This is a genomic window from Geothermobacter ehrlichii (genome assembly GCF_008124615.1).
In the GTDB taxonomy this organism is placed as follows: Bacteria; Desulfobacterota; Desulfuromonadia; order Desulfuromonadales; family Geothermobacteraceae; genus Geothermobacter; species Geothermobacter ehrlichii.
On record NZ_VNIB01000026.1, the window covers coordinates 1 to 4,990 of the forward strand.

The window sequence follows — 4,990 nt, forward strand, 5'->3', positions numbered from 1 at the left end:
ATGAAGCTGCGCGACGTGAAGAGGGTGGTGGTCTCCTCGGCGGTGACCTCGGCCACGCTGCTGGTGATCGTCTCCGGGGCCTCGGTGTTCGGCGAGTACCTCACCTTCGAGCAGATACCGAACCAGATCGCCGAGGCGGTGGTCAGCCACATCGACTCGCCCTGGATCTTTCTGCTGGCGGTCAACATCCTGCTGCTGATCATCGGCATGTTCATGGACATCATCTCGGCGACGCTGATTCTGACGCCGATCTTTCTGCCGCTGCTGTCAAAGTTCGGCATCGACACCATGCACTTCGGACTGCTGATGACCATCAACCTGGGGATCGGCTACTGCACGCCGCCGCTGGGGGTCAGCCTCTACATCTCTGGGGCGACGGTCGACCGCAACCTGCTGTACGTGTCGCGTTCAGTGATTCCGTTTCTGCTGATCCAGATCGGCATCCTGATGGTCCTGACCTACTGGTCGGATCTGGTGATGCTGCTGCCGAGGCTGGTCTATGGCTAGGGGACAGGTGGTATACTTGCCTCTGAGGAGGTGCCCATGAACGCACGGATTCTGATACCGATTGACGACTCCGAAACCACAGAAAAGGCTGTCAGCGGCTTTCTCGGCAACCGAACCCGGTTTCCCGACCGGGTCACCCTGCTGCATGTGCTGGAGGACAAGCTCTCCTACCGGGGGATTCCGGAAGCGCATCTGGCCAGCATCCGCGAGCGGGCCCGCCAGGCCGGCCAGAGGTTTCTCGAGCAGATGGCCGAACGGTTCCGCAAGGCCGGGTTCAATCCGGAACTGCGCCTCGAGAGCGGCGATCCGGTGGCGGTTATCAAGAAGATCGATGCCGAGGAAGAGATCTTCCTGCTGGTGATGGCGCGTCACGAGGGGGGAGGGGAGGTCAGCGACATCCTGTTCGGCTCGGTCACCAACGCGGTGATGCACAAGGTGAAATGCCCGATGCTGCTGTTCTGATCGGGGTAATGGCATGCAGGAGCAGTTTCTCCAGCCAACCGAATTCATCGACAGCGACCACCAGGCGATTCGGGATTTTGCCCGTAACGCCAGTGGTGATGCTGCCGGCGACCGTGAGGCGGCCGTCAACCTCTATTATGCGGTGCGGGACGGTATCCGCTATACCCCCTATCTCGATTTTACCGATCCGGAAAACTATCGCGCCAGCAGTGTCCTGGCCAGAGGCTATGGTTTCTGTATTTCAAAGGCTTCCCTGCTGGCAGCCTGCTGTCGGTCGGCAGGCATTCCGGCACGGCTCGGATTCGCCGATGTCAGAAATCATCTCACGACACCCCGTCTGCGGGAACTCAACGGCGGGGATTTGATGCGCTGGCATGCTTATACCGAGATACTGCTCGACGGCCGCTGGGTGAAGGCAACCCCGGCCTTCAATCTTGCGCTCTGTACCCGATTCAGGGTCAGGCCGCTTGAGTTCGACGGCCGGGAGGATTCGATCTTCCATCCCTTCGACGCCGACCAGCGTCGGCACATGGAGTATGTCCGTGAGCGGGGCGTGTATGACGATGTCCCCTTGGAGGAGATTCTGGCCACCTTTCACCGCCATAGCCCGAAACTCCTCAGCCATGAAGGGAGTGGAGACTTCGAGGCCGAAGCGGAGAAAAATTCCGATGGCTGCCGCTAGAAAGTCAAGAGCGCCAAAATGTATTGGCGCGGAGGCGCTGGGGCGAAGATAACAAGGAAAAAATCAAGACCTGGGTTCTGTCCAGCCCCCCCCCCCCCCAAAGGGGTCTTGATCTTCTCTGCGATGATCGACCTTTTGTTTTTCCTTGGGGTTTAAAAGGATTTATCGGTTTTGCATTCCATTTCATGATGAGGACGATATGAACATCAGACAGCGGGTTGAACGTCTGCTGGCCCGGATGCATGACCGGCCGCAGTACCCGAGCCAGGGCGCGGTGCTGTTCGTCGACCTGGAGCGGCGCGACATCCGTCGCGCCTACCTCCCGGTGGAGGCGGTCAGGGCCTTTCTCGGCGGCCGCGGCGGCAACATGTTTCTGCTCTACAACCTGCTCCCCGACGGCAGGGAGCCGCTCGATCCCGAGGTGCCGCTGATCTTCGGCGCCGGCACCCTCACCGGCCGGGTGCCGGGGGCCACCCGCGGCAACGTCACCAGCCTTTCGCCGGAGAGCCGGGCGATCCTCGACAGCAACGCCGGCGACTTCTTCCCTTCCTTTCTCAAACTGCAGGGCTACGACCACCTGGTGCTTTACGGCCGCCACCGGCAGTGGACGCTGCTGCGCATTCGCGGCGAAGAGGTCGATTTCGTCGACGCCACGCCCTATCTCGGGCTGGACAACCTCGACTTCACCGAGCGCGTCGAGCGCGATTTCGACTGCCGTGAGCAGAAGGACATGGCCATGGCGCGGATCAGCAGCGCCGGCGAGAACCTGGTGCTGTGCAGCGGCATCATGGGGGGCATCAAGTCGATCTGGGGCCGGGGCGGCGGCGGCGCCAAGATGGGGGCCCTGCGCCTGAAGGCGATCCTGCTGCAGGGCAGGCCGCCCGGGGTCGAACTGTCCGAGGCGTTCACCGCCGGCAACCGCGAGATCGCCCGCAAGACCCTCGCCGCCAGCGTAGTGCAGAACGCCCTGAAGAAGGTCGGTACGCCCTTCCTCTACAAGCCGAGCCGGGTGCTCGGCGCCATGGGCACCAAAAACAACCAGGAGACCACCTGGTACGACAGCCTCGACGCCGACAACTTCGATCCCTACCGGCCGGGCATGAGCGGCTGCTACAAGTGCGCCGTCCGCTGCCGGGCCAACAACGACATGCTGCCCGGCGGCAAGGGGGGCTGGGGCGCCAGCGCCCTGACCGGCCTCACCGGGAACGCCAGCTACGACAGGGAGCAGAGCGGACTCGAACACCGCAAGCAGCGCACCTACAACGGCATCAATGACGACGGGGCCTTCGACCGCTACGACAAGGGCGAAGGGCCGGAATACATCACCGTCGGCAAGTTCGGCCCCAACATCGGCATCCGCGAGCCGGAGCAGGTGCTGCGGCTGAACAACATCATCAACGACCTCGCCCTCGATGCCTCCAGTACCGGCAGCGCCATCGCCTGGGCGATGGAGCTCTACCAGCGCGGCATCATCGACCGGGAGGATACCGGCGGTCTCGAGCTGACCTGGGGCAACTATCCGGTGATCGAAAAGCTGCTGTTCATGATCGCGAAGCGCGAAGGCTTCGGCGACACCATCGCCTGCTCCAGCCGGGCGGTCGAAATGGGCAGGTATCCGGCCGAGGCCCTCGACTACTGCATGGCGTCGAAGGGGCTGTTTCAGTCCGATCCCCACGACGCCCGCATCCTCAAGGCCTTCGCTCTCGGCCTGGCGGTCGCCACCCGCGGCATGGACCATCTGCGCAACCGCGCCACCCTGGAGATCAACGCCCGGATCAACGACGATCCGGTCTTCAAGACAGCCCTCTACGGCGGCGAGGTCTCGCCCGAGCCGACTTCCTACGACGGCAAGGAATACGCCGTACGGCGCTGCGAAAACACCTTCGCCGCCGGCGACGCCGTCGGCATGTGCCGCTTCAACACCAAACTGTTCAATTCGCCCTCCACCCCCGACCTGGAGGATTTCGCCGGCCAGGTCAGCGAGCTGGCCGGCCTTGAGCTTTCCGGCGCAGATCTGGACGAGGTCGGCCGCAACATCACCGGGCTGGAGCGGATGATCAACTTCCGCCTCGGCCTGCGGGCGCGGGACGACACCTTGCCGAAGCGCTGGTTCGAAGAGCCGATTCAGGTCGGGCCCTTCAAGGGAGAGAAGATCGACCGCGAGCGGTTCGAGGAGCTGAAGCAGCGCTTCTACCACTTGAGCGGCCTGAACAGCGAAGGGCTCCCGGCCGCCGACTGGCACGCCCGTCTGTCGCAGCTGGTCACCGGCTTCAGCGTCAGGGTCCGGCTGCCGCAGCCGCTGCCCGGGGCGCCGGAAGGGGTGGTCGTCATCGACCGGCCGGTCGACAACCTGCGACAGCTGCGCCAGGCGCTGAGAGAGAAACTGCCCGAAGCCGCGGAGCGGCTCGACGACCCTTCGTGGAACATCGCCATCGACGGTATGATGGTCCTCTCCGGCGAGGAAGAAGCCCCCGTGCCCAACGGCAGCGAGGTGACGATGCTGCCGATCATCGCGGGAGGGTGACGAGGGATGAGTGACGAGGGATGAGTGACGAGGGATGAGTGACGAGGGATGAGTGACGAGGGATGAGTGACGAGGGATGAGTGACGAGGGATGAGTGACGAGGGATGAGTGGGATGCGCGTCGATCCAACAATCTGCCCCATCTGCAAGGGAGACAACAACTGCGGGCTGCACGCCGATCCCGGTCCCTGCTGGTGCGTCGACGTGGAAATTCCGGCCGCTTTGATTGACCTGGTTCCGCCGGAGCTGAAGCGCAAGGCGTGTATCTGTCTTTCCTGTATCGAGGCGTTCCGGGAGGACCCGGAGCTGTTTGCGGCACGTTATTGCCAGAAAATTGACATGTCTTAAGAATTTTCCTAATCTGACAAGCAGCTTTCTATAGTACGCCGGGGAATCCAGGAGGGGGATGTCCACGCACCATCCAATCGACCTGTCTTTAAGTCTCACTCCCCTTTTATTTCAAATAGTTGTCGCTGTTATCGTCGACGTATTGCAGGTTTTGGCCAATGGGAAGTTGGAAAAGCTCGGGCTGTAAAAACTGATAATTCAAGATCTGGCCCCGGCTCTTGCTCCTATGGATGTGTCTTTCCTACATCGAGGCGTTTCGGGAGGCTGGGATAATGGGTGAGAGGTTTGCGGGATATGATGAAATGGTAATCAGAAAGCAGGTTTGTCAAGTCTGACCCCTTGGGTCCATGACCCCTTGGGTCCAGTACCGCAAGGTAGATTCAACTCATAAGTGCACCACCTTCGAGGTGGGTTAAGAGACAGGACATGATGGGGCTTCTGGTAGTGTTGAAAGCACGACCAAACAAC

At 61.7% G+C, this 4,990-nt stretch carries 5 protein-coding genes; all 5 read left to right on the forward strand.

What is annotated here, in order from left to right:
• Positions 1 to 507, forward strand: a 507-nt coding sequence (locus tag EDC39_RS15130) for a TRAP transporter large permease subunit (RefSeq protein WP_148897228.1), incomplete at its 5' end; no start/stop codon positions are given.
• Positions 508 to 543: 36 nt separating this feature from the next.
• Complete coding sequence (locus EDC39_RS15135) at positions 544 to 969, forward strand: universal stress protein (RefSeq protein ID WP_148897229.1); 426 nt, start codon at positions 544 to 546, stop codon at positions 967 to 969.
• A gap of 13 nt (positions 970 to 982) precedes the next feature.
• Positions 983 to 1,651 (forward strand): transglutaminase-like domain-containing protein, encoded by a 669-nt coding sequence (locus tag EDC39_RS15140; protein WP_148897230.1) that lies wholly within the window; start codon positions 983 to 985, stop codon positions 1,649 to 1,651.
• 199 nt (positions 1,652 to 1,850) lie between these two features.
• Complete coding sequence (locus EDC39_RS15145) at positions 1,851 to 4,175, forward strand: aldehyde ferredoxin oxidoreductase C-terminal domain-containing protein (protein WP_148897231.1); 2,325 nt, start codon at positions 1,851 to 1,853, stop codon at positions 4,173 to 4,175.
• A 104-nt stretch (positions 4,176 to 4,279) separates the two neighbouring features.
• Positions 4,280 to 4,522, forward strand: a complete 243-nt coding sequence (locus EDC39_RS15150; protein WP_222862898.1) for a cysteine-rich CWC family protein — start codon at positions 4,280 to 4,282, stop codon at positions 4,520 to 4,522.
• The last annotated feature ends 468 nt before the right edge of the window (positions 4,523 to 4,990 follow it).

Bases quoted from the DNA above. Each gene is read 5' to 3' on its own strand.
- EDC39_RS15135 (WP_148897229.1), top strand. From the start codon at position 544: ATGAACGCACGGATTCTGATACCGATTGACGACTCCGAAACCACAGAA.
- EDC39_RS15140 (WP_148897230.1), top strand. From the start codon at position 983: ATGCAGGAGCAGTTTCTCCAGCCAACCGAATTCATCGACAGCGACCAC.
- EDC39_RS15145 (WP_148897231.1), top strand. From the start codon at position 1,851: ATGAACATCAGACAGCGGGTTGAACGTCTGCTGGCCCGGATGCATGAC.
- EDC39_RS15150 (WP_222862898.1), top strand. From the start codon at position 4,280: ATGAGTGGGATGCGCGTCGATCCAACAATCTGCCCCATCTGCAAGGGA.